This window comes from Nocardiopsis tropica (genome assembly GCF_042660575.1).
GTDB lineage: Bacteria > Actinomycetota > Actinomycetes > Streptosporangiales > Streptosporangiaceae > Nocardiopsis > Nocardiopsis tropica.
The window spans coordinates 144,065-167,896 of sequence record NZ_JBHSUF010000003.1 but is presented as its reverse complement, the minus strand read 5'-3'; the positions used below and the strand labels follow the sequence as shown (position 1 = coordinate 167,896).

Annotated in this window: 18 protein-coding genes; 10 read left to right on the top strand and 8 right to left on the bottom strand. The window is 69.9% G+C overall.

What is annotated here, in order from left to right; genetic code table 11:
- Window positions 1-130 precede the first annotated feature (130 nt).
- From ACFQBR_RS06365 to ACFQBR_RS06345, 5 genes are all read left to right on the top strand, one after another.
- Complete coding sequence (locus ACFQBR_RS06365) at window positions 131-7,102, top strand: polymorphic toxin-type HINT domain-containing protein (protein ID WP_344178566.1); 6,972 nt, start codon at window positions 131-133, stop codon at window positions 7,100-7,102.
- A gap of 126 nt (window positions 7,103-7,228) precedes the next feature.
- Window positions 7,229-7,591, top strand: coding sequence for a hypothetical protein (locus tag ACFQBR_RS06360; protein WP_344178563.1), 363 nt, complete (start codon window positions 7,229-7,231; stop codon window positions 7,589-7,591).
- A 218-nt stretch (window positions 7,592-7,809) separates the two neighbouring features.
- Window positions 7,810-8,871, top strand: coding sequence for a polymorphic toxin-type HINT domain-containing protein (locus ACFQBR_RS06355; RefSeq protein ID WP_344178561.1), 1,062 nt, complete (start codon window positions 7,810-7,812; stop codon window positions 8,869-8,871).
- Between the two features lie 77 nt (window positions 8,872-8,948).
- Complete coding sequence (locus ACFQBR_RS06350) at window positions 8,949-9,509, top strand: hypothetical protein (protein ID WP_378552384.1); 561 nt, start codon at window positions 8,949-8,951, stop codon at window positions 9,507-9,509.
- Between the two features lie 287 nt (window positions 9,510-9,796).
- The gene (locus ACFQBR_RS06345; protein WP_344178556.1) at window positions 9,797-10,288 is read left to right on the top strand and encodes a hypothetical protein; all 492 of its coding nucleotides are present in this window, start codon (window positions 9,797-9,799) and stop codon (window positions 10,286-10,288) included.
- Window positions 10,289-10,365: 77 nt separating this feature from the next.
- Here the strand turns inward: ACFQBR_RS06345 and ACFQBR_RS06340 are convergent, their stop codons facing one another.
- Window positions 10,366-10,614: a PLDc N-terminal domain-containing protein gene (locus ACFQBR_RS06340; protein WP_267949516.1), complete on the bottom strand. Its 249-nt coding sequence runs from the start codon at window positions 10,612-10,614 to the stop codon at window positions 10,366-10,368.
- A 332-nt stretch (window positions 10,615-10,946) separates the two neighbouring features.
- On the opposite strand from ACFQBR_RS06340, the gene ACFQBR_RS06335 reads away from it, so the two are divergent.
- Both ACFQBR_RS06335 and ACFQBR_RS06330 read left to right on the top strand, forming a co-directional pair.
- Entirely contained in the window at window positions 10,947-12,650 is a 1,704-nt protein-coding gene (locus ACFQBR_RS06335; protein ID WP_344178554.1) for a RelA/SpoT family protein, read from the top strand.
- A 175-nt stretch (window positions 12,651-12,825) separates the two neighbouring features.
- Window positions 12,826-13,161 carry a hypothetical protein gene (locus ACFQBR_RS06330; RefSeq protein ID WP_267949518.1) on the top strand — a complete coding sequence of 112 codons (336 nt, stop codon included), beginning with the start codon at window positions 12,826-12,828 and terminating at the stop codon, window positions 13,159-13,161.
- 104 nt (window positions 13,162-13,265) lie between these two features.
- On the opposite strand, the gene ACFQBR_RS06325 is transcribed toward ACFQBR_RS06330, so the two are convergent.
- From ACFQBR_RS06325 to ACFQBR_RS06305, 5 genes are all read right to left on the bottom strand, one after another.
- Window positions 13,266-13,724, bottom strand: a complete 459-nt coding sequence (locus ACFQBR_RS06325) for a hypothetical protein (protein WP_344178552.1) — start codon at window positions 13,722-13,724, stop codon at window positions 13,266-13,268.
- A 195-nt stretch (window positions 13,725-13,919) separates the two neighbouring features.
- Window positions 13,920-15,194 (bottom strand): MFS transporter, encoded by a 1,275-nt coding sequence (locus tag ACFQBR_RS06320; protein ID WP_344178550.1) that lies wholly within the window; start codon window positions 15,192-15,194, stop codon window positions 13,920-13,922.
- A 173-nt stretch (window positions 15,195-15,367) separates the two neighbouring features.
- Window positions 15,368-15,820, bottom strand: coding sequence for a MarR family winged helix-turn-helix transcriptional regulator (locus ACFQBR_RS06315; RefSeq protein WP_267949521.1), 453 nt, complete (start codon window positions 15,818-15,820; stop codon window positions 15,368-15,370).
- A 217-nt stretch (window positions 15,821-16,037) separates the two neighbouring features.
- Complete coding sequence (locus ACFQBR_RS06310; RefSeq protein WP_344178548.1) at window positions 16,038-16,694, bottom strand: response regulator transcription factor; 657 nt, start codon at window positions 16,692-16,694, stop codon at window positions 16,038-16,040.
- Window positions 16,691-18,319: a sensor histidine kinase gene (locus ACFQBR_RS06305; protein ID WP_344178545.1), complete on the bottom strand. Its 1,629-nt coding sequence runs from the start codon at window positions 18,317-18,319 to the stop codon at window positions 16,691-16,693. Before ACFQBR_RS06305 ends, ACFQBR_RS06310 begins: the two co-directional genes overlap by 4 nt.
- Before the next feature lie 194 nt (window positions 18,320-18,513).
- Here ACFQBR_RS06305 and ACFQBR_RS06300 point away from each other — a divergent pair, with 194 nt between their 5' ends.
- The 3 genes from ACFQBR_RS06300 to ACFQBR_RS06290 all read left to right on the top strand — a co-directional run bounded on the left by ACFQBR_RS06300 (window position 18,514) and on the right by ACFQBR_RS06290 (window position 21,738).
- The gene (locus ACFQBR_RS06300) at window positions 18,514-20,352 is read left to right on the top strand and encodes a serine hydrolase domain-containing protein (protein WP_344178543.1); all 1,839 of its coding nucleotides are present in this window, start codon (window positions 18,514-18,516) and stop codon (window positions 20,350-20,352) included.
- A gap of 79 nt (window positions 20,353-20,431) precedes the next feature.
- Complete coding sequence (locus ACFQBR_RS06295; RefSeq protein WP_344178541.1) at window positions 20,432-21,199, top strand: enoyl-CoA hydratase/isomerase family protein; 768 nt, start codon at window positions 20,432-20,434, stop codon at window positions 21,197-21,199.
- A gap of 38 nt (window positions 21,200-21,237) precedes the next feature.
- Window positions 21,238-21,738, top strand: coding sequence for a metallophosphoesterase family protein (locus ACFQBR_RS06290; RefSeq protein WP_344178539.1), 501 nt, complete (start codon window positions 21,238-21,240; stop codon window positions 21,736-21,738).
- Between the two features lie 38 nt (window positions 21,739-21,776).
- Here the strand turns inward: ACFQBR_RS06290 and ACFQBR_RS06285 are convergent, their stop codons facing one another.
- Entirely contained in the window at window positions 21,777-22,616 is an 840-nt protein-coding gene (locus ACFQBR_RS06285) for a phosphotransferase enzyme family protein (protein WP_344178537.1), read from the bottom strand.
- Between the two features lie 255 nt (window positions 22,617-22,871).
- A complete protein-coding gene (locus ACFQBR_RS06280; RefSeq protein ID WP_344178535.1) occupies window positions 22,872-23,393 on the bottom strand; it encodes a DinB family protein in 522 nt (173 codons plus the stop codon).
- Window positions 23,394-23,832 lie beyond the last annotated feature (439 nt).

The following is a 23,832-nucleotide window of genomic DNA, read 5'->3' as shown; positions in this document are numbered from 1 at the left end:
TTCGGAGGCCCCTGTGTCTGCAACCCCTTCCACTGACGATTTCAACGCGATTCCCAACGAGTCAGAACGGCCGAAGCGGCTTGCTACCCAGCTTCGTAAATGGCTCTCCGGGCTCGTTTCCGCTGCCGTCATGGTCGCTCTGCTGTCGGTCTCGTCAGCACAGGCCGAATCCGTCAATGCACAGCCCGACGTGCCGGACGAGGAGTGGCTGGGAACCAGCGAATTCGTCGCTGAGGCGATCGAGGAGGACTCGGCCGTCGACGACGCTGCGATCACCGAACTCGACGAAGCCGCCTGGCCCGAGACCGGCACGGTCGACCTGGAGACCCCCTCTTCCGGAGATACAGCGGTCTCCTTGACCCCTGTGTCCGAAGAGCAGTTCCAGGAGTGGGAGGTCCCCCCGTTCCTACAGCAGGGCACCGCCTCGGACGAGGAAACCGCTGCGGAGAACCGTCTGCACACCGAGCCCGAACCGTGGGTCGATCCGGCAAGGCCTCCCACAGAGCCCGAAGGAGCCGACGACGCCCCGGAGGGCTCCACGCCGCATGAGCCTGGGCAGAGCCCGGAAACCGAGGTCGAAGAGTCCCCGGAACAGGACGGTGGCCGGAACGAGGGTTCTGAGGAGACCGCACTCCAGGACGAACCCGTTCCGGTGGCCCCAGAGCCGGTCGTCGACGCGGCCCTGGAGATTCTCGACCCCCAGACCGCCGAAGCGGCCGGGATCAACGGCCTGGCGATGCGTCTGACCCGCACCGATGATGTACAGGCGCCCGGCCCGGTCGAGGTGGAACTTGACTACGGCGACTTCGCCAGCGCCTTCGGCGGTGACTACGGGGCGCGCCTGCGCCTGATCGCCCTGGACGAGTGCGCTCTGGAGAGCGAACCCTCCGAGGACTGCCGGGCCGCCTACGACCTGGGGTCGGTCAACGAATTCTCCGCCCAGACCCTCAGCGCCGTGGCCCCGGCCACGTCCTCCGGGGTCACCCTGGCCGCGGTTCCCGAGGCCGACGGCAACAGCGGCAACTACCAGGCCAGCGAACTGGCCCCGTCCGCATCCTGGGAAGTGGGCCTGCAGACCGGCGACTTCTCCTGGTCCTACCCGTTGGACACCCCGGACGTGGCCGGGGGCCTGGCACCCAGCATGGCCCTGTCCTACTCCTCGGGATCCATTGACGGGCGCACCGCCTCCACCAACAACCAGGCCTCCTGGATCGGCGAGGGCTTCAACTACCACCCCGGGTTCATCGAACGCTCCTACATCCCCTGCGCCGAGGACGGACAGAAGGACCCGAACAAGACCGGCGACCAGTGCTGGCGCCGCCAGAACGCCACTCTGTCGCTGAACGGCATGTCCAGCGAACTACTGCTGGACGAGGACGACACCTGGCGGTTGCGCAGCGACGACGGCTCCAAGGTCGAGCGCCTGACCGGTGCCACCAACGGCGACAACGACGGCGAGTACTGGAAGGTCACCACCCCCGACGGCACCCAGTACTTCTTCGGCCGCAACCGCCTGCCCGGCTGGACCTCGGGAGATCCCGAGACCGACTCGGCCTGGACCGTCCCGGTCTACGGCAACGACTCCGGTGAGCCCTGCCACAAGTCATCGTTCTCCGACTCCTGGTGCCAGCAGGCCTGGCGGTGGAACCTCGACTACGTCGTCGATGTCCACGGCAACGTCATGACGCTGAACTACGCCAAGGAGAAGAACCACTACGCCCGCAACATGGGCACTGTCTCCACCCCCTACGACCGGGGCGGCTACCTGCGCCGCATCGATTACGGCCTACGCAGCGACGACGTGTACGCCACCGCGCCGGCCCGGGTCGTCTTCACCACCGGTGAACGCTGTCTGGCCACGGATTCCTTCGACTGCGCCCCCGAGAAGCGCGAGAAGGCCAACGCCACCCGCTGGCCCGACGTGCCCCAGGACCAGGAGTGCGAGTCCGGGAAGAAGTGCACCGGCAACTACTCACCGACCATCTGGAGCACCAAGAAACTCGACAAGGTCACCACCCAGTACCACGACGGCACCGAGTACGTGCCCATCGACTCCTGGGCGCTGACCCACAAGTTCCCCGCCCCCGGGGACGGAACCGACCCCGCCCTGTGGTTGGACTCCATCACGCACACCGGTCATGTCGGCGGAAACCTGGCGACCCCGGCTCTGACCTTCGCCGGCACCCCCATGCCCAACCGGGTCGACTCCACCTCCGACGGTGTCGCTCCCATGAACAAATGGCGCATCACCGCCGTCTACTCCGAGTCCGGGGGACAGCTCGACGTCCTGTACTCCCAGCCGGAGTGCGCGCCGGGGGAGACACCCCAGCCGCACAGCAACACCAAGCTCTGCTACCCCGTCCGGTGGGTGCCCTCGGGCAGGGGAGACGACGACATCACCGACTGGTTCCACAAGTACACCGTCACCCAGGTAACCGAAGTCGACCTGGTCACCGACCAGCCCGACATCGTCACCACCTACGATTACCAGGGCGGAGCCGCCTGGCGGCACGCGGACGCCGACGGCTTCACCAAGGACGACAGACGCACCTGGTCCCAGTGGCGCGGCTATGAGACCGTCCTGGTCAACACCGGTGTGGAAGGCCAGACACGCAGCGAGGAAGAACACCGCTTCTTCCGCGGCATGCACGGTGACAAACAACCTTCTGGCACCCGCAGCGTCGAGGTCACCGACTCGGAGGGGACCGAGCACACCGACCACGACCACCTGTACGGCCAGACCCTGGAGACCCTGACCCGCAACGGTCCCGGGGGCGAGGTGGTGGAGAAGACCATCGCCATCCCCTGGCACCACCGGACGGCGTCACGCACTTATTCCTGGGGCACCCTGACCGCCGACATCGTGCGCACGGCCTCGGAACGCACCTACACCCCCACGGCCGACGGCGGCTGGCGCCAGCACCGCATGGACACCACCCACGACACCCTCGGCATGCCCACCGAGGTCTTCGACCACGGTGACACCTCCGTCGCAGGCGATGAACAGTGCTCCCGCACGACCTACGTGCGCAACACCGGCAAGAACATGCTCGGCCTGGTCTCCCGCCAGGAAGCCCTCGCCGTGGGCTGCGACTCCACCCCCAGCTATCCCGACGACCTCATCCTCGACATCCGCACCGCCTACGACGGGGGCAGTGTCGGAACCGAGCCGACCCGTGGCCTCGACACCCGCAGTGAGCGGGTGGAGGACTACACCGACGGGACTCCCGTCTACCAGACCGTCCAGACCTCCACCTACGACTCCTACGGCCGTCAGCTCACCCAGACCGACGCCGATGACAACACCATCGCCTACGAGTTCGCCTCGGCTGTGACCGGCGGTCCGGCTACCACCCTCAAGGTCACCAACCCGCTGGGGCACGTTGCCACCACCCAGATGGAACCGGCCCGGTCCCTGCCCGTCACCGAAACCGACGCCAATGGCAGGAAAACCGAGCTCTCCTACGACCCGCTCGGCCGCCTCACCCAGGTCTGGCTTGCGGACCGCGACCGTTCCCGTGGTGTGGACCCCAGCCTGAAGTTCGCGTACCACATCAACAAGGACAAGGCGTCCTACGCCACCACCAGCACCCTCAACCCCCAGGGCGGCTACACCACCGCCTACCAGATCTACGACGGCCTCCTGCGCCCACGACAGACACAGGCGCCGACCAACGAGGGAGGTCGCCTGGTCAGCGACACCCTGCACGACCACCGGGGCCTGCAGACCCAGAGTCGCACCGCCTACCCCACCAGAGGCGAACCCGGCGGCGACATCGTTACCGTCAACAACACCGACGACGTCCCCCGGTGGGAGCGGACCGTCCACGACGGTGCCGGGCGTCCCGTCCATGCCATCAGCATGTCCCGCGGTGTCGAGCAGTGGCGCATCACCACGGAGTACAAGGGCGAACAGACCCTGATGACCGCTCCTGAAGGCGGAGTGGGCACCACGACCGTCACCGACATCCGCGGCAACACCACCGAACTGCGCCACCACCACGGACGTGAACCTGTCGGCGGCTACGACGAGCTCACCTACACCTACAACGTTCGCAACGACCTCGCCACGGTCACCGACGCCGAAGGCAACACCTGGAGCAACACCTACGACCTCATGGGCCGCAAGGTCTCCACCACCGACCCGGACACCGGCACCACCGCCTTCGCCTACGACGAACTGGACCGTCTGGTCTCCAGGACGGACGCTCGGGACCACACCCTGGCCTACGTCCACGACGCCCTGGGCCGCACAGTCTCCCTGCACGACGACTCGCCAGAGGGGGACAAGCGCGCGGACTGGGTCTACGACACCCTGGCCAAGGGAGAGCTCACGTCAGCCACCCGCTACGACGAGGGCAACGCCTACACCACCCGGGTCGTCGCCTACGACCAGCTGTATCGTCCCGTCACCAGTGACGTCATCATCCCCGTTGCCGAGACAGGAGTCGCGGGAACCTACCGGTTCACCACCCGCTACAACCCCGACGGCAGTATCAGGAACCAAGTCATGCCGGCCGTGGGTGGCCTGGACGTGGAGAACGTCTCCTACGCCTATAACGTCCTCGGGCAGATGACCCGAGTCGCAGGCGAGGGCACCTACATCGACTCCGCCCACTACTCCAGCATCGGAAACCTCGCCCAGCGCTCTTTCCATCGGGAAGGTACCCGGGATCGTAAGACCTGGGCAACCTGGGACTACGACGAGGCAACCAACCGCGTGAAGTGGGCCAGCGTCGTCCCCGAGATCGGCAACGGATCACTGCTGCATCAGCACTACTCCTACGACGACGCCGGCAACATCCTGTCCATCCGGGATGAGCCCTCCGACCCCGACCGCCCTTCCGATGTCCAGTGCTACACCTACGACCACCGGCGCCAGCTCGACCAGGTGTGGACTCCCGACGCCACTGGTGAGGACGCCTGTGTGGCAGATCCCACCGTGGCCGGTCTGGGTGGAGCCGCCCCCTACTGGCACACCTACACCTACGACGCCATCGGCAACCGCGTCACCGAGACCAAGCACGGCATCGGCGGGGAGACTACCCGCAGTTACACCCGGCCGGACGCGGGACAGCCCCAGCCACATGCCCTGACCCAGGTGGAGGAGCAGGGCCCGGCCGGCGGACGCCTGGAGGAGTATGCCTACGACGACTCCGGGAACATGGTCTCCCGTATCACCGCCTCGGCGGACCAGGTTCTGGAATGGGACGCAGAAGGCAAGCTCACCACCGTCGGCGACGCCGACCTGGGGATCACTACCTACCTGTACGACGCCGACGGCCAGCGGCTGATCCGACGAAGCCCGACCACCACCACCCTGTACCTGCCGGGCACGGAACTGCACTTCGAGCGGCAGAGCCTGCTGCGCACAGCACTGCGCTATTACCAGCACGCCGGCGAGACGGTTGCGGTACGCGACTCCGAGGGGAAGGTGTCGTGGATCTACGGAGACCACCACGGCACCGGGCAGCTGGCCATCGACTCCGCCACCGGGGAGGTGACCCAGCGCCGGTTCACCGCCTTCGGTGACGACCGCGGCGGCGGCACGGGTCAGTGGCCTGACGAGCGTGGATTCGTGGGTGGCACGAACGACGAGTCCACGGGGCTGACCCAGCTGGGAGCCCGCGCCTACGATGCGGCGATCGGGCGGTTCATCTCGGTGGACCCGGTTCTGGACCTCACCGACCCCCAGCAGATGCACGGGTACGCCTACGCCAACAACAACCCGGTCACCTACACCGACCCCGACGGCCTGAAAGTCCGCAAGTTCCTGTCCGGCTTGAAGAGCCGCTTCAGTTCGATGAAGAACAAGGTCAGTAACGGTGCGCGCCGGACGTGGAATTCCAAGCCCTTCCGCAACATCAGGTCCAACATCCGCCAGCGGGCTACCAACTTCTCCAACAAGACCTATAACACTGTCCGGAGTATCTACCGGCGAGTTCCCCACCGCGATAAGATTTTCAACTTCACGGCTGGTGCGCACAGGACACTAAATACGTTCTCTCCGGCAACCATGGTGACCGAATGGGCTTTCACGAAGATCGGTCTTCCTTCGCAGCAGGAGATCTATGCCCAACTAGGAGCGGATTCGAGCTCTGGCGCCTACAGGCTCGGCGAGGCTGTTCCTGAACTGTTGGTGCCAGGTGGATGGGCGGCCCGCGGAGCCCGGGGAGCGGCGAACCTGTTTGGCAGCCTTCGCGAGGACCGCAAGGACGACGCTCTTTCGTGTGCATTGGGCAACAGCTTCGTCAGGGGCACACGGGTCCTGATGGCCGACGGCTCCTACAAGCTGATCGAGGACGTCAAGATCGGTGATCAGGTGTGGGCCTCGGACCCCGAAACGGGGGAGGAGGGGCCGCGTACGGTTCTGGCCACCATCGTCGGTGAGGGTGTCAAGACCCTGGTCGAAATCAACGTCGACACCGCGACACAGATCGACGCCGGCACCCTGGATCCGGGCGATTTGCCCGACGGCCCGTCCCGACCTGGGCCGACGGTGCTGGGCGATGCGGTCATCGCCACCGATGGCCACCCCTTCTGGGTGCCTCTGCTGGGCGAGTGGGTCGACGCCGTCGACCTGATCCCCGGGATGTGGTTCCTGTCCTCCGAGGGAACTCTGGTTCAGGTCGCCGGTACCCGGGTCTGGACCGAACCGGAACAGGTCTACAACCTCACCGTCCAGGACCTGCACACGTACTATGTGATGGCAGGCGAGACGCCGGTACTCGTTCACAATTCTGGGGGATGCCCAACTGGGGCCCCGCGGTCTGCGGACGGCAAGTTCTCGAAGCGTAATGGCGAGCCTGGGCGTGATGGCGCTGCGGATGAAGCAAACGCCTGGGATCAGCTGGAAATGGACGGCGCAGTGGTCATGCGCAACGAAACTGCAGTTTCCGCACCAGGAATGCGAGTCCGCAAGTATGACGGCACGGTTGAGATTAACGGTCAGTGGTACGGAATAGAGGTTAAGGGCGGAACTGCTAAGAAGAATCCTCAGCAACGGCAATTCGATGATTGGCTCAATACGCCTGGAAATACGGTCACAACTGGCGATGGTCGAAGGCTTTTCGGGGTCCACGATGTGTGGATAGATCGGTAGAGCTTGTGGGGTCGACCCGGACGATCGGGTCGACCCCACAGACGATCTGGCCGGACTGCGGTACCGTATCCGCAGCTCAGTGCTGCGAGTCGGCCACGGCTCGCGACTTCGGGAGAGATGGTGACGATGAGTTTCGATCTGATTTTTTGGTATCAAAAAGTGGCCCCGACATCAGGGGAGGCCGCTCAGATCTACGATCAGTTGACGGATGGAGTTGTCGGTATCGTCGAAGAGAGTTCAGCTATCGAGGACTTCTACCGATCTGTGATCTCCGTATTTCCAGACCTAAGCGAAGAAAATATGGAGGAGTCTCCGTGGGCCTCTCCTCTCTATGTCACTGGAGAGTGCGTAATTGCCGCCATCTCTTGGTCGCATTCCAGCGAAGTCTCTTCGGTGTTGCTCGGCTTGGCGTCGACGCACGGGCTGACTGCGTATGACCCCCAGGATCAAGTGGTCTACGGAAATTCCGGAGACAGCTCAAACCGCTGATGAATTGGAGGAGGAACGCATACCGCGGACAGCGCGTCAGTTACCGCTGCACAGGTGCTTGACGGCAACGGTGACGGCAACGCCAGCGGGCTACCAACTTCTCCAACAAGACCTATAACACTGTCCGGAGTATCTACCGGCGAGTCCCCCACCGCGACAAGATCCTCAACTTCACGGCTGGTGCGCACAGGACACTCAATACGTTCTCCCCGGCAACCATGGTGACCGAATGGGCTTTCACGAAGATCGGCCTTCCTTCGCAGCAGGAGATCTATGCCCAACTAGGAGCGGATTCGAGCTCTGGCGCCTACAGGCTCGGCGAGGCTGTTCCTGAACTGTTGGTGCCGGGTGGTTGGGCGGTTCGCGGAGCTCGGGGAGCGGCGAACCTGGTCGGTAGCCTTCGTGATGACCGCAAGGACGACGCTCTTTCGTGTGCACTGGGCAACAGCTTCGTCAGGGGCACACGGGTCCTGATGGCCGACGGCTCCCACAAGCCGATCGAGGACGTCAAGATCGGTGATCAGGTGTGGGCCTCGGACCCCGAAACGGGGGAGGAGGGGCCGCGTACGGTTCTGGCCACCATCGTCGGTGAGGGTGTCAAGACCCTGGTCGAGATCACCGTCGACACCGCGACACAGATCGACGCCGGCACCCTGGATCCGGGCGATTTGCCCGACGGCCCGTCCCGACCTGGGCCGACGGTGCTGGGCGATGCGGTCATCGCCACCGATGGCCACCCCTTCTGGGTGCCGCTGTTGGGCGAGTGGGTCGACGCCGTCGACCTGGTTCCCGGGATGTGGTTCCTGTCCTCGGAGGGAACTCTGGTTCAGGTCGCCGGTACCCGGGTCTGGACCGAACCGGAGCGGGTCTACAACCTCACGGTCCAGGACCTGCACACGTATTATGTGATGACAGGCGCCGTTGCGACCCTGGTTCACAATTGTCAATTCTCTGATCGTGCGAAGGAAATATGGAAGGCGGAACCTAGTGAATATGTCAGAAAAAATGTAAGTACAGTTGCTTTATTTCGAGCTAGCACTCCGACAGGGCAGCAGGTAGATTTGATCGCTGGCAGTGGTAGTGGTTTGACTCCAGCGCAAATGTCGGCTCCCCTTAGGCGGGGGAGATGCGTGTGCCGAACATCCCCGGCACGCGTGCTGAACAGAATATTTTTCTTTATATGTCGGCGAATAATTATTCGCTCGTCGCTGGCTGGACTTCTCGAAATGTGTGCCGAGATCGGTGTCATCCGTGGGTGCAAAATTTTGGTGGTGCCATGAGGGGGCAGGTTTTTCCGGGCAATGGGGATACTACAACTCGACAGCGAAGTTTTGAAATCCCTTAAAGATGGGTTTGTGTGATGTTGGTAGAAGCAGAAGTTATCGATTTTCTCCGCAAGGGGCCACCAGAGAACGCGCAAATTTTCTCTGCGAGCTGTGTGGAGAGAATGGTGCAGGTGTATATATATGTTCGAGGTTCGATTGGTGGGCGTGATGAAGATCTAGATTATTTTGTGGAGCTTCTTGATCAGTTTTGGATCATAGGCGGCGGCGCAGACTCCTTTGAGCGAGCGGCAAGGAGGCTGGAGTCCTTTGAAGAACTCCAGCCTCAGGAGGTGGAGGTGTCTTCTCCTGTTGAGGAGTTCTGTTTCTATTCTGTGCTTGTAGCGCTTCATTCTGCCCTCTTGCGTGCTGAGGGTAGAATTGATGATGCTGTGAGCTGTGGTCATGTTTGTCTTACTGCCATGGGGCAGTTTGATGGCAATAACCCTGGATCTTCTCTTTTTGCTGAGGAGATTGAGATGCAGCGTCGAGTATTGGAGGGATATAAAGCTGATCAAATTGAAGATATTCGGCACACTGATCGGATTGTTGGAGAGGGGAGAAGATTGGCTCTAAGTGATTACCTTGCAAGGTGATGAAAATTCGGGATTGGGTGAACTTGCTGGATTATTTTTGTCGGTATTCCTGGAGGTTTGACGGGTGGCCTGTTTTGATGTGGCCACATTTATCCAGATAATGTTTTCTGCCTCGTAGTTGTTCTGGATGTCATTATCTTCGAAGTTGAGTCGCATTGGGGAGTGGTCTGATTTATTGCTGAATTGGATTTCTTGGTTGTATTTATTGAATCTTGAGAGAAAAACCTTCGATGGTCCTGAGGAATCGATGGACGGCTGCGTTCGGGCTGTCCGCAACCTTCCTGTTTATGCTCGCCTGGCTCGGTGGGGTTGTGCATGCCTTTGGCGCCGAGGTTGGCATGTATAATTGGGAATGGTTTTATTTTTCACTTTTCCACCCTCTTTTTTATTGGTTCTTTTTGAAGGTTTCGTTCTTCACGCATGTCGAGTTGAAGGGGGATTCTGTGGTTGTGAAGAATTTCTTCACGAAGCACACGTTCCCTGCTCGGATGGTTTCCCGGGTTCTGTGGGAGGGGGGTGTGGACATCGTTCTCGTCGACGGGAGCAAGTGGTGGTGCATCAACCTCGGCGGGTCGTTGCTCGGCGCCCTTGCCGGTTTCCCCACGAATCGGAGGTGTGCCCGGGAGATCGAAGCCTTCGCCGAGGCGAAGAAGCGCGAGCGGCAGGTCGGGGAGGGCGACAGGGTGGTGACGTCCCCGCACCTGAACCTCGGGTTCCTGCTCGGGGCAGCGCTCGTGTCCTTCACGCTGATCTATCTGCTCGGGCTCGTGCTCGCGTAGGCGGATCCGTCTGCGGGGCGGTGCCCCCGGTCCGCTCCGGGAAACGACGGTCCCGCGGCGCAGACCGGGACTGCGCGCTACCTGTACCTGCGGCCCTGGTTGCGGCCGATGAGGAACCACAGGAGGGCGCCGATGAAGGGGGCGATGCACACGAAGATGAGCCAGACGATCTTCATGGCCCCGTCCACCCGCGATCCGAGGATGCTGAACACCGCGGCGACGATGAACACGACCACGGCCAGGCCCACCAGCAGGGCCATGATGAGGATGAAGGCCGTGATGCCGGTTTCCATGGTGGTCGCGTCGGCCAGTGCCAGCAGCGTCATGTCGTGCCCTTTCGGGGGTGGAGGTTCAAGTCGGTCCGTCCCTCCGGGACCGGTCGGCCCCGGGGAACGTTCTCCACGCTAGGTGCGGGGTCGCCTTCCCCACATCCACCTGCGGGCCCTACCGCTGCGGCGACCAAAGCGGTACCGGCACGGGCGCCCAGGGTGCTTTGGTCGGTGCGCGCACCGACTTTCGTCGGTGGCCGTGCCCCGGGCGGGGCCGGCCCCGCCCGTACCTCCCGGGGTCGGACTCGCCCCTTCCCCTCGTGGAGTCGCCGGCCTGACCTTAGAATCGGGTGATCCCGTCGGATGTCCGAGCGTGAGGGGTCCTGTCCATGGCCGCGTCGACCGATCTGACCGCGTCGTCCGAGTGGTGGCGGGGCCTGAACGAGGCCATGTCCGCCCGGCGCCCGCTGCCCAGGGTGCAGCCGCTGGTCAAGGAGCACCTGCGCTGGTACCCCAAGGCGGACGTCGCGCTGCTCAGCCGCGCCTACGCCGTCGCCGACCACCTGCACCGCGAGCAGAAGCGCAAGAGCGGCGAACCGTTCATCATCCACCCGCTCGCTGTCGCCACGATCCTCGCCGAGATGGGGCTGGACACCGCCACCCTGGTCGCCGCGCTCCTGCACGACACCGTGGAGGACACCCCCTTCAGCCTCGCCCACCTGGCCGCAGAGTTCGGGGCCGAGGTCGGGATCATGGTGGACGGGGTCACCAAGGTCGACCGGTCCATGTACGGCAGCGCGGCGGCGGGCGAGACGTTCCGCAAGATGGTCGTCGCGGCCAAGGACGACCTTCGAGTGCTCCTCATCAAGCTCGCGGACCGGGTCCACAACCTGCGCACCCTCCAGTTCCAGCCGCCCCACAAGCGCGCCAAGATCGCCCGGGGCACCCGGGAGCTGCTGATCCCGCTGGCGGAGCGGCTGGGGGTGTACCAGCTCAAACGGGAGCTGGAGGACCTGTGTTTCGAGTACCTGGAGACGGAGGACTTCGAGCGCGTGCGGGAGCGCACCGAACAGGTGCGCCGCTCCCACGAGCACGAGATCGACTCCCTGCGGGTGAGCCTGCGCGACGTGCTGCACGCGTTCCGGGTCAAGGCGGAGGTCGTGGTGCGCGAGCGGCACCTGTACTCCGTGTTCACCTCCGGCCTGCGCGCGGGCTCGGAGGTCGGCCCGGTGGCCACGGTCCGGTACGTGGTCGTGGTGCGCGGCGGGGAGCAGAACGCCTACCTGGCCCTGGGGGCGGTCCACGGCAGATGGCGCCCGGTGCCGAGAAGGTTCCGTGACTTCATCGCGACCCCCAAGTACAACCTGTACAAGGCCCTGCACACCACCGTCGTCACCGAGTCGGGCCGCCAGGTCCAGATCATCATCTGCGACCCCCACGCCCGCGAGGTGTCGGAGTACGGGATCATCGCGCAGATCCGCCAGGAGACCTCGAAGGACGGCCGCCTCCTCCAGGAGGGGCGGACCAGGGCCGACCCCGAGTGGCTGACGCGGCTGCTCGGCTGGCAGGAGCAGGCCAGCGCCGAGGACCTCCTCACGGGGGCGCGCACCGACCTGGCCGACACGATCACGGTGCTGACCGGCGAGGGCAGGGTCCTCACCCTCCCGGAGGGGGCGACCCCCGTGGACGTGGCCTATGCCCTGGGGGAGGAGACCGGCAACCACTTCTCCGCGGCCACGATCGACGGCCGCCTGGCCGGGCCTGCCGCGAGGGTCCGCGAGGGCGACACGGTGCGGATCGTCACCACCGACGAGCCCGCCCCGGACCGGGGGTGGCTGGACTCGGTCAGGACGGGCGAGGCGCGGGTGGGCATCACCGCCTGGCACCGTGTCCGCGCCCGCGAGCGCGCCTCCGAGGACGGGAGGTGGCGGCTCGCCGAACTGCTGGGGCAGGACCGGCTGGTCGAGGCGGAGGCCGCCGGAAAGCTGATCGGGGTGGCCCGGCGCATGGGCCACCCCGACATGGAGGACCTGTACGTGGCCCTGGGGGAGGGGCGCCGCGCCCCCGAGGACGTCTCCGACAAGCTGTCCTGAGGGGGATGCGGCCCGGCTCCGGGCACGGCGGACCGCCCGGCGGGGAGGCCGGCGTCCGCTCGTCCCCCTGACCGGCGCTGAACCGTCGCAGGGAGCCCGCCCCGGCCCCGCGGACATGCGACACGCCGGACTCCCGCGTCCCCCGTGACGCGCCCGCGCGTCGGAGGATGTACCCATGGAGAGCAAGCAGGACGAAGGTCAGGGCAGGGGGTACGAGGATGGTGACGATCCCATCCAGGTGTGCCTGGTCGGCGGGCCGCGTGCCTGGTCCGGCCTGGTGATGGAGGACGTCTTCACCCGCGACGAGATTCTCGGCGTGCCGTGGGAGGACCTGGGCGCGGACCTGGTGGTTCCGGGCGACGTGCGCCCCGATCCGCCGGTGGCCCGGTACCGGCCGCTGGACGGGACCGCGCGGTGGGTCTGGCACTTCACGGGGTGGGAGCCGCCCGAGGCGGAACCGGTGGCCGAGGCCCTGCCCGCCCGGCGCGTTCCGGAGAACGCCCCGCAGTGAGGCGTTCCGCCGTTCCGCGCACGCACCGTTGACGCGCCCGTCCGGAGCCTTCCGGGCGGGCGCGCCGCTGTCGCGGGCCGCGCTGCCCCGCCCGGCGCCGCGGTTCAGGTCCCGGCGGCGCGGAGCCGGAGGAGCTTGGCCAGGCCCCAGGCGACCAGCCCCGTGACCGCTCCGACGACCACCCCGGTCACCAGGCTGCCGACCACGGCGAAGCCGCGGATGACGACCGCGTGCGCCAGGGGCGGCAGGTCGGCGAGGTTGCCGCCGAGGGCCGGCGGGTCGCCCTCCCAGGCGACGTTCCACAGCAGCTGGTGTCCGAGCGCGAGGAACACGCCGTAGAACGCGCCCACGACGAGCAGGGTCAGGAACGGGTTCGGCACCCGGGCCAGCACGGCCGCGGCGATCCACACGACCAGCGGGACGAACACGAACAACGCGTTGACGAACGTCCCCTCCTGGATGAGGCCGAGGTCGTGCAGCACCACACGCGGCGCCGCGAGCAGGGCCAGCCCGATCAGGGCGATGAGGGGCAGGCCGAGGGTGGAGCGCTTCTGTTCGGTCATGCCACCGACGTTAGGGAAGACGCTCCCCCGGGGCATCCGCGCCAGGTCTCGCCCGTGTACGTCGAGAAGCGGCCTCGGAGCCGCCCTCGCGGCCCCGGCGCGACGGCCCGGACCGCCTCTCCCCGCCGCGTCCGGAGCGCGGTGGCTCCCCCTCGGGTGGGACCGGACGCACGGTGCGGGCGCGGCGCCCGGCCGTCACCGGCCCAGGGCGATGGCCTGTGCCTCGACCTCGGCGGGCTCGGGGCCGTCGTCGACCCTGCGCAGCACCCGGCCTCCGAGGAGGACGATCAGCGCGGCCACGACGACCGAGCCCGCCGCCGCGTACATCGGGGCGCCCGGGGACAGGGCCGCGGCCAGTGCCGAGGCCGCGGGGGGCGCGGCCGCCCCGCCGAGGAAGCGGATCGCCGAGTAGGACGACGACGCCACCGGCCGGGGCAGGTCGCTGGCCTCCATCACCGACTCCGTCAGCACCGTGTTGAGCACGCCCAGCAGCAGCCCGCCGAGCACGACGCAGGTGATCAGGCCGGCCGTGGAGGAGATGAGGGCGCCCGCGGCGACCAGGTCGGCCGCCAGCAGGAGCAGGGTGGCCCACAGGACGCCCGTGCGGCGCCACCGCCGGGTCAGGACGGGCGCGACGAACACGGAGGTGACGGCGACGGCCAGCCCCCAGCCGAAGAAGGTGAACCCGAGCCCCATCTCGTCCAGGCCCAGCGGGAAGGGCGTGTATGCCAGCAGCGCGAAGAAGCCGATGTTGTAGAACAGCGCGGTGAACGCCAGCACCAGGAGGGCGGGCTCGCGCAGCGCCGTGAACGGCGCGGACAGCGGGACCGGCGCCGTCCTGGCGATGGTGTCGCTCCGCAGCAGGGTGGCGATCGTGACGAACCCGACCGCCATGAGCACGGCGGTGCCGAAGAACGGCCCGCGCCAGCTGACGCTGCCGAGCAGTCCGCCCATGAGCGGTCCGGTGGCGATGCCCAGTCCCAGGGACGCCTCGTAGAGGACGATCGCGGAGGAGGATCCGCCGCTGGCCGCGCCGACGATGGTGGCCAGGGCGGTGGAGATGAAGAAGGCGTTCCCGAGCCCCCATCCCGCGCGGAAGCCGATCACGGACTCGACGTCGCCCGCGGCCCCCGCGGCGGCGGCGAAGACCACGATCAGGGCCAGTCCGAGCAGGAGGGTGCGCTTGGCCCCGATCCGGCTCGACACCCAGCTGGTCACGAGCATGGCCAGGCCGGTGACGAGCAGGTAGCTCGTGAACAGCAGCGAGGTCTGGGTCTGGGTGGCCTCCAGGCTGCGGGAGATCGCGGGAAGGATCGGGTCGACCAGCCCGATGCCCATGAACGCGATCACGGAGGCGAACGCCACCGCCCACACCGCGCGCGGCTGCCGGAGGATCGAGCCCTCCGTCCGGGGTGGCGCGTCACCCGCCCCGTGCGGGGTGGTGCGCTGGTTGTCTGTCTCCGCCACCATGTTTCGGAACTCCTGTCGGTCGTCGGTGGGGAGGACGGCGGCCGGTGCGGTCGGGGTCCTCTCGAGGATTCATATAGGTAACCTATGTTAATCCTCGGAGATTCCCGCCCGTGCCGGGAGGGTGCGGAGGAGGGCTTGGGAGAGGGGCGCGGACCAGGGGAAAAGTGCCCCGTTCAGGCCTCGCCGCGCCGCAGCCGGCCGTCCAGGAGCCGCACCGAGTCCGCCAGCAGGGTCCGCTCGTGCTCGGACAGGTCGGTGAACAGCGGGGTCAGCGCCGAGCCGATCCGGGACCTCCAGTCGTCCAGTGCCGCCTCCCCCTCGGCGGTCAGCTCGTGGAGGTTGGCGCGCCCGTCGTCGGGGTCGGGGCGGCGCTCGACGTACCCGGAGGAGAGCAGGGACTCGACGATCACCGTCATGGTGGGCTGGCGGACCCGGCAGTGGTCGGCCAGCACGCCCAGCCGCAGCGGGCCCTTCTCCCGCAGGACGCTGAGCGCACGCCAGGTCGCGGGCGAGGTGCGCTCCCCGGTCGCGTGGGCGGCGTAGCGGGCGAGGCGGTTGCTGATGTTGATCAGGCGGACCAGCAGCTCGGCGACCTCGTCGTCCTCGTGGCCCTCGTTGTTCCTCACGCGGCCAGGCTAGCCGCCGCGGCCCCCGGCCCCCGCCACGGCGGGAGGGCGGCGCCGGGTGCGCGTCGGTGCGGTCGGCGGCTCCGTGGCCGCGTTCGCGCACGTGGCGGGACCCGCGGTCCGATCGGGACCGATGTCCGGTCCGCGGGGGCCGGGCCCCGCGCTGTCCGGAACCGGCCGCGGACCCGGCGGCGGCCTCCGGGGAGGGGGCGCGGGGTCAGCCATCGGCGGTGAGCCCCGCGTCGTGGGCGATGAGGGCCGCCTGGACCCGGTTGCGCACCCCGAGCCGGGTGAGGACCGCGCTGACGTGGGTCTTCACGGTGTCCTCCGCCAGGTGCAGGGCGCGGCCCACCTCCGCGTTGGACATCCCCGCCCCCACCAGCGCCAGGACCTGCCGCTCCCGCGGGGTGAGGGCGCCCAGTCGCTCCTCGGCCGCCTCCGCGCGGAACTCCCTCCGGCTGCGGAAACCCGCGACGACCCGGCCGGTGACCTTCGGCGACAGGAACGCGCCGCCCTCGGCGACGGTCCGCACCCCCGTGATGAGTTCGCGCGGAGGGGCGGCCTTGAGCAGGAAGCCGTTGGCCCCGCCGTCCAGCGCCCTGGCCACGTAGTCGTCCTGGCCGAACGTCGTCAGCATGGCGATCGCGGTCGAAGGGCAGGCGCGGCGGATCGCCTCCACGGCGGTGAAGCCGTCCGCGCCGGGCATCTGGATGTCCAGCAGTGCCACGTCGGGGCGTTCGCGGCGGGCGAGCGCCACGGCCCCGTTCCCGTCGCGGGCCTGCGCGACGACGGTGATGCCGGGGTCGGAGGAGAGGATGGCGGTGATCCCCGCGCGGATGAGGGGTTCGTCTTCGGCCAGCAGGACGCGGATCACCGGCCACCGCCCCCCTGGTCCTCCGTGCCGCCTCCGGAGCCCGTCGGGACCGCGTCCTTGTCGACGAGGCGGCCCTGCGCGAAGCACAGCCGGTAGGCGTCCGACCCGGAGCCCGGCAGGGCCGTCCGGGAGCGGTAGTGGTCGCAGGTCCATCCGCTCGGCACCGGTCCCGTGGACGGCGGGTCGAGCATGGTGGACGGCGGGAGCACCGGCGCGACCGCGGACCGCGGGTCCCCGACCCGCAGCGACGCGAAGTCGGCCGGGTCCAGGACCGCGCGGCAGGAGGCCAGGGCGTAGTACCCGGCCCACACGACGACCAGGGCCGCCACCAGGGCGGCGGGGATCGCGACGGCCGCAGCCAGCGCCCTCCCGGTGCGGCTCCGGCTCCGCTCCCGCTGCCGCGCGGACTCGGGGGCGGAGGGGAGCGGCACCGGGGCGGGGACGGGGGAGTGGAGGTCCGGGCCAGGGGATGCGGGCTGGGCCGGGAGGCGTGCGGTGAGCGTGAACCCGGCGCCCGTCGACGTCGGCCCGCCGGTCCGCGTCGGCCCGGAGTCGAGGGTTCCACCGGCGGCGCGCACCCGCGCGCGCAGCGCGGCGAGGCCGGATCCGCCGGAGGCCAGGACGGGCACCTCGGTCGCGGGGCCGTTGGCCACGGAGACCGTGTAGCCCTCAGCGGGGCCCGGAGCCGGTTCGTCGGTGGCGGTGTCGGCGGCCCCGGGGGCGTCGGCGCCGGACGTCTGCGGCCCGAGCCGGTCCACCCGCACGGCCACCGGTGCGCCCGGCGCGTGCTTGGCGCTGTTGGTCAGCCCCTCCCGCACCACGGCGTACACCAGGGCGCGCACCTCGGCGGGCATCCCCTCCCACAGCCGCCCGCCGGCCAGGCCGACCTCCAGGGAGGCGTTCCGGGCGTGCCCGATGAGACCGGCCAGATCGCCGTCGCCGGTCCCGGGCTCGGCAGGCTCCGCGTCCCCGGACTGGAGGAGCCCGATGATCTCCTGCAGGCGCTCGACCGCACCGATCGCCCCCGCGCCGAGTTCGGCCACCCCGCGCCGGTAGTCCTCCGCGCCCAGCCCGGGCGCGACCTCCAGGGCTCCGGCGCGCACGGCGATCAGGCTGAGCTCGTGGCCCAGGGAGTCGTGCATCCGCGCCGCGATCCGCTCGCGCTCCCGGACGCGTTCGCGCTCGGCCGCCACCGACCGCTCCCGTTCGAGGAGTTCGGCGCGCCGCCAGCCGAGCCCGGCGGAGTCCGAGCGCACCCGCAGGTACCGGCCCACCAGCCACGGCAGCACCACGCACACGACCGCGAGCACGCCCCTGGCCAGGGCGGAGGTCGCGTCCTGCCCCAGGGCGAGGACGGCGGCCGGCTGGATCAGGAACGCGACCGCCACGCCCCCGGCGGACACCCGCCCCCGCAGGTTCCAGCCCGCCGCCAGCGCCGGCGCGGCCAGGGCGACGCCGCTCCCGGCCAGGGCCGTGGCGGCGGTGAGCGGCACGAGGCAGCTCAGACCCGAGGCCAGGACGACGGCGGACAGGAGGGCTCCCCGGGCCGCGCGGCCCTTCGCGCCACCGCCCGCACAGCCCCCGTGACCAGGGTCCTGCGTCCTGGGTCCCGCCGTCTTTCGCACAGCGGTCAGGCTACAGAACGGCCGGCGGGCACGGCCTCACCCGAAAGTGCCGTTTCCGGGGAGGCCGGCGCCACGTCGGGGGCGGGGCCGCCCCTGCGTTCGGACACGTTCGGGTGAGGTGTGCGGGGCCGCACGGGGCCTAACGTCCCACTGGTCCGCGACAGGCGGGCGCACCACGGCCTCGGGAGAGCACGATGAAGGACACCGGCGGTACCACCGCGAACCAGGACGCGGGAGGCCGCGACCCGGCGGCACCGGCCGCACCGGTGGGACCGCACGACCGGAGACCCCGCCGGGGGCGGGCCTCTCGCGCAGGAGCGGTCCTCGCCCTGGCCACCGCCGCCGCCCTCGCCCTGGGCGGGCCCGCGGCCGCAGCCCCGGTGGACGGCGTCCCCGAGGGGGCGGTCGCGGCGCAGAACCCGGTGCTGGGATCCGGTCCCGCTCCGGGCGGGAGCGCGGACGGCGGCCCGGAGGACCCGACCGGCGGGCCGGACCCGGCCGCGGAGGCCGACGACCGGGACACCGGCCCCGGCGATGACGAGACCGGCGGCGTGGACGCGGCGGAGCTGGACGCCTTCATCGCCGCCCACCTCGAACGCGTCGGCCTGCCGGGGGCGACCGTCGCGGTCACGCGCGGGGACCGGGTCGTGCACACGGGCGGCTACGGGCACGACGGGAACGGCGAGCCCCTGCGCGCGGACTCGCCCATGCGCATCGCCTCCCTCAGCAAGTCGATGACCGCCCTCGCCGTCATGCAGCTGGTGGAGGACGGCGCCGTCGGCCTGGACGACCCGGTCCGCGACCACCTGCCCGAGTTCACCACCGCCGACCCGCGCAGCGACCTGATCACCGTCCGCCGGCTCCTCGACCAGAGCTCGGGCATGTCCGACCGGGGCCACCCCGACGTCGCCGGAACCCCGCAGCCCGCCACCCTCACCGAGGCGGTGGCCCGCCTGCGCGACGCCGAGCTCACGTCGGCGCCGGGGGAGCGGTGGCAGTACCACAACCCCAACTACCAGGTGGCGGCCCGCCTGGTGGAGGTCGTGGCCGGGGAGCCCTTCGCCGAGTACCTGGAACGGCACGTGTTCGCCCCGGCGAGCATGGCCGACACCCGGTCCTCCGCCCCGGACGCCCCCGGCCCGGGGGCGTCCGGCGGCGCGCGCCCCGAACCCGCGCCGGGGCACATCCGCGCCTTCGGCGCCAACGTCCCCGTCGCCGAACCGCCCGCGTTCGGGACCGGCTCCGGGGACGTCGTCTCGACCGCGGAGGACATGGCCAGGTGGCTGATCCTCCAGGCCGACGGCGGGAGGGCGCCCGGGGGCGAACGGCTGCTCTCCGCCGCAGCGGTGGAGCTGACGCACACCCCGTCCGCGCCCGGGGGCCGGTACGGCCTCGGATGGATGCGGCGCGGACCGGCCGACGGCGCCTCCGGCACACAGGTCTGGCACGGCGGGGCGATGTCCACGTACAGCTCCTACCAGGTGCTCGTCCCCGGAACCGGATACGGCGTCGTGGCGCTGTTCAACAGCGGGATCACCCTCACCGAGAACGACACGTGGGGCCTGGTCGAGGGGGTTCTCGACCTGACCGAGGGCAGGACACCCGCCGTGGCGGACTCGTCCCTGTGGAAGGTCGACGCCGCCTTCGGGGCGGCCACGCTGACCGTGGCGGGGCTGGGCGTGCTCGGGGTGCGCCGGGCCGGGGCCTGGGCCGGGAGGCGGGCGGTCCTGCCCCGCTGGCGGACCGCGCTGCGGCTGCTGCCCTACGCCCTGCCTCCCCTCCTGCTCCCCCTGGTCAACCCGCTCCTCACCTGGGTGATGGGCGGGCGGGAGGGCACCTGGCTCCAGCGGTTCTACGGGATCCCGGCCGAACTGGCCTTCGTCGCCGCCACCGCCCTGGTGTGCCTGGCGGTTCTCGCCGCCCGGACCGTGCAGCTCCTCCGCACTGCCAGGGGGCCCGCGGGAGCGGTCGGCGCCACCGACGCCCCGGCCCCGTCCGGCCCGGCCGACGGCGCCGCGGGGACCGGGTGGTAGAACTACCGCGTACGCGGGGTGAGCCGGGCGGTCGACGGGGCCGGACGGGCCCCGCACCGACAGACCCGGGAGGGCACCCGTGAGTGACGACCTGTCCGTGAGCGTGGACGGCCACGTCGGCGTCCTGGAGTTCCGGCGCCCGCCCAACAACCACTTCGACCTGGCGCTCCTGCGCGACCTCGCGGACGCCGCCGCCGAACTGGAGGGCGCGCGCGGGTGCCGCGCCATCGTCCTGTGCTCCGAGGGCCGGCACTTCTGCGCCGGGGTGGACTTCGGCGGCGAGGGGGTCGGGCCCGACCCGGCCTCCACCCTGAAGGCCGTCTACGCGGAGGGGCTGCGGCTGTTCTCCCTCGCCGTGCCCGTGATCGCGGCGGTGCAGGGCGCGGCCGTCGGGGGCGGCCTCGGCGTGGCGTGCGCCGCCGACTTCCGAGTCGCCGCGCCCTCGACCAGGTTCCACGCCAACTTCGGGGCGCTCGGCATCCACCAGGGCTTCGGCCTCAGCGCCTCCCTGCCCCGGATCATCGGCGCGCAGGGCGCCGCCGAGATGCTGTACACCGCCCGGCGGGTCGGCGGCGAGAGGGCCCTCGCCCTCGGCCTCGCCGACCGGCTGGTCGAGGACGGTGCGGTGCGCGGGGCCGCCGTGGCCTTCGCGCACGAGATCGCCGCCGGGGCACCGTTGGCCGTGCGGTCGATGCGGGAGACCCTGCGCGCGGGGTACACGGACGAGGTCCGCGCGGCCATGGAGCGCGAGATCACCGAGCAGACGCGACTGCTCGCGACGGGGGACAGCGAGGCCGGCATCGCTGCCTCGCTGGCGCGGACCGCGCCCGTGTTCACGGGGCGCTAGCGCCGCGCCGGACGGCGGGACGGCTACCCTGGCGTGCCATGCGCCTGCTCATCATCTCCGACACCCACCTGCCCAAGCGCGCCCGCGACCTGCCCCGGCAGGTGTGGGCGCAGGTCGAGCGCGCCGACGCGGTCGTCCACGCGGGGGACTGGTGCGTCCCCGACGCGCTCGACGCCCTGGAGGCGCGTGCCGCGCGGGTGGTGGGCGTCCACGGCAACAACGACGGCCCCGAACTGCGCGCACGCCTGCCCGAGGTGGCGAGGGCGACCCTGGGCGGCGTCCGGTTCGCGGTCGTCCACGAGACGGGGCAGGCGGCGGGCCGGGAGAAGCGGTGCGCCGAGCGCTTCCCCGACACCGACGTCCTCGTCTTCGGCCACTCGCACATCCCGTGGGACACGCGCGCGGAGACCGGGCTGCGGCTGCTCAACCCGGGCTCTCCCACGGACCGCCGGCGCCAGCCGCACCACACCTACATGACGGCGGAGGCGGCCGACGGGGTCCTCTCCGAGGTCCGGCTGCACCGGGTCGACCCCGCCTGAGCGGGGCCGGCCCGGCGTGGCCGGCGCCCGGTCCGCGGTCACGGGGTGATCCGCCCGGCGATGGCGGGGCCCTCCCGCGCGATCCAGGCCTCGGCGCGGGGCATGCGGTCCCTGACGCCCTCCTCCCACATGCGGCGGAAGACCGGGTCGCTCGCGGCGGCGGCCCGGGCCCTCCGGTGGAAGCGGTGGATCATCCGTGTCGCCAGGGGCACCAGTTCCGCGCGCTGGCGCCCGGTCGCCCCGTAGGCGTCGACGAAGACGGAGACCCGGCGGGCCGCGTCGAGGCCGGCGAAGGCGGGGGCGCGGTCCCGGGGGTCGAGCAGCGGCACCCACCAGTAGAGGGCGTTGGCGATCTCGTAGAGGCGGGTGGTGGGCCGGGCGAGGTCGAAGTCGATGAGGGCGGCGGGCAGGCCCTCGCGGAAGACGACGTTGCCCGGGCAGTAGTCGCGGTGGCCGACCAGTTCGGGTTCCCCCTCCACCGGGGCGTCGTCGACGGCGGCGGTTCCGGGGATGCCGCCCCAGACCGCGTCCGCCGGCGGAACCCAGCCGTCGGCGGCCCCGTGCAGCCGCCGGATCAGCTGCGCCAGCGCGACCAGGACGTCCTCGCCCGCGGCAGCGGCGGGCAGCGGTTCCCGTGGGACGTCGCCGGGGACGTAGGTCAGCACCTCGCGGCCCTGCCCGTCGACGCCGAGCGGCACCGGCGCGGCGGTGAAACCGGCCCGGTGCAGGTGGGCGAGGTAGGCCTGGACCGTGGCGGTGAACGGCCGGACCGGGCGCCGGACCGTGTCGCCCACGCGCACGATGCCGGGGGTGACGCCGTCGCCGACCAGGGGCTCGGCAGGTCGGCCGTCGTGCTCGTCGCGGAACCGGTCGGTCATGGGGCGCCTCCGTTGGTCCGATGGGAACGCGGGACCGCTCGCCCGCCGCCGGGGCGCAGGGAGCGGGGAAACCGCTCCGATGCTCCCCGAGCCCCCGGCCCCTGTCCAGCCGGACACCGGGGAAGGGCCCGGAGGAGGACACGGTGCTCGGCGCGGGCCCTCCGCCACGGCGTCGGACGGACTCCGGCCGCCCGACCGGTCCTCGCCGTGCGGGCGGGGACCGGACGGGCCGCTCGCACGGCCGGGGCGCCGGGGTCAGGGCCGGGTGGCGCGCAGCATGCGCAGCTGGCCGATCTCGGCGGCGTTCTTCATCAGCTCGGCGTTGACCCACGCGACCGTGTGGGCGACGGTCAGGCCGGAGCCGGGCGGCCACGGGAAGGGAGCGGGCGCGTCGAGGTCCTCTGTCCCCAGCCCGTCCAGCGCCTCCAGCCACTCCGTGCGCAGGCCGCGCAGCCACGTGACGGCCTCGTCGGCGCCGGGCCAGACCACGTCCTCCCGGTCCTGCGGGGTGCGCCCCCGCAGGTGGTCGAGGGTCACCGACCACCACCAGCCGATGTGCCAGGTGACCCAGGCGACGGTCGGGACGGGCACGGGGTCGGGCTCGGTGTCCGCCCAGTCCGGGGCCCACACCCCGTCCTCCCCACGGCGGACGGTCCAGCAGAGGGGACCGGGTTCCCAGAGGAAGTCGCCGGGCTCCAGGCGCTCCAGGTGGTACTCGAACAGCGACCAGGTGAGGTCGAACTGCCAGCGCAGCAGTTCGCGGGGTGTCTCGGGCATGGGGAACACCCTGGCACAGGACGCCCTCCGGACCGAAGCGGTTTTCGGGCGGGCCGCCCCTGGACCGGGAACCCCTCCTCCGCCGGAGCGCGGACCGGTCGGGGCGGCGCAACGGACCCACCCGGGCCCCTGCCAAGGGTTTTCGGATGTATTGACCGCATTGTCCGCCGACCTGGAATGCCAGACGGCAAGCCGGGAGTCACCCCGCGAATGCTCGGGGTAGTGGCCGGGGTAGGAACACCCCACGGGCCCGAGATCCGGAGCCCGGGCCCGCCCGCCCGGGCCACCGGACACCCCGGGGGCGCCGAGGAGGTCTCCCCTCCACCCGAGGCGTCTTTCGGGGCCTCCCGGCCCCGCCCCCTCCGCACCGTGGCCGCTCCCCGGGGGCGCAAGGCCGCACGGGCCCGGCCCCTCGGAGGAGCGATCACGGGAAACCGGG